At 49.9% G+C, this 1080-nt stretch carries 1 protein-coding gene and 1 pseudogene; both read right to left on the bottom strand.

Annotation, left to right across the window (positions count from 1 at the left end; translation table 11 throughout):
• Positions 1-264, bottom strand: a pseudogene (locus A3750_RS25005) (GTPase); the annotation flags it as partial.
• 136 nt (positions 265-400) lie between these two features.
• Positions 401-991 (bottom strand): aminoacyl-tRNA hydrolase, encoded by a 591-nt coding sequence (gene pth, locus A3750_RS14305; protein ID WP_068457313.1) that lies wholly within the window; start codon positions 989-991, stop codon positions 401-403.
• Positions 992-1080: the final 89 nt, after the last annotated feature.

The following is a 1080-nucleotide window of genomic DNA, read 5'->3' on the forward strand; positions in this document are numbered from 1 at the left end:
GGTTGCCTAAACCTTCTCCCTTAGAGGCGCCCTCGACGAGGCCGGCAATATCGACAAACTCCATGGTGGTTGCAATCGTCTTTTCAGGTTGCACGATTGAAGAAAGCGCATCCAGGCGAGGTCTGGCATCGCAACAACACCCGCATTTGGCTCAATCGTGCAGAACGGGAAGTTCTCGGCACCAATGCCTGCTTTGGTTAGTGCATTAAAAAGCGTTGATTTGCCGACGTTTGGAAGGCCGACGATGCCGCAGTTAAAACCCATGATCGTAATCCTGAATAAGATGGTGTCTAAAAAGTCGGCGTATTATATAGATAAGACCCGTGAGGGTCACGCTGCGCGATTGGGCTTTTGCGATGTATTACTTGCGGATGTCTAATCTTTGACGGCGTTGTTTGCGCTAATCTGCTTTGAAGCTGTGTAGGGCGTTCATTGCTTTCGCGGTGTCGCCGGAAATAATCTCTGGAAGGTAGCGCATCGCTTCATCAATGACAGAATCGAGCTGCTCGGTTTCTTTTTTGCCTAGTTTACCGAGTACATGCCCAGTTACTTTGCTTGCATGTCCTGGGTGGCTGATTCCGAGTCGAAGTCGAGAGAACTCTTTGTTGCCGCCTAGCTTGGTGATGATGTCTCGCAAACCATTCTGCCCGCCGTGCCCACCGCCTTTTTTCAGTTTCATGCTCCCCATCGGAATATCGAGCTCGTCATGAGCGACGAGGATCTCTTCCGGTTGGATTTTGAAAAACTGCGATATCGCCTGAACAGCTTGTCCACTTCGGTTCATGAAGGTGGTAGGGATGAGTAAATGGATGTCTTGGCCTGAGATGGTTGCCTTTGAATACAGGCCGTGGAATTTGCTCTCAGGTTTTAGGGTTTGAAGCGCTTGGGTTGCAAGCGCTTCTACAAAAATGGCACCAGCGTTATGGCGGGTAGATGCGTATTCTTTCCCGGGGTTACCGAGTCCGACGATCAGCTTGATCTGTTGTGTCATTGCTGATGTTCCGCAAATACCCTAGCCAGTACCAAGAAGAAGTCGCTCTGGGTAGAGCTTATTCTTCTGCGTCACCTTCTTCAGATGAT

It is taken from the genome of Oleiphilus sp. HI0079 (assembly GCF_001635105.1).

Coding starts and splice junctions, on each gene's coding strand:
- pth (WP_068457313.1), bottom strand. CDS start 991: ATGACACAACAGATCAAGCTGATCGTCGGACTCGGTAACCCCGGGAAA.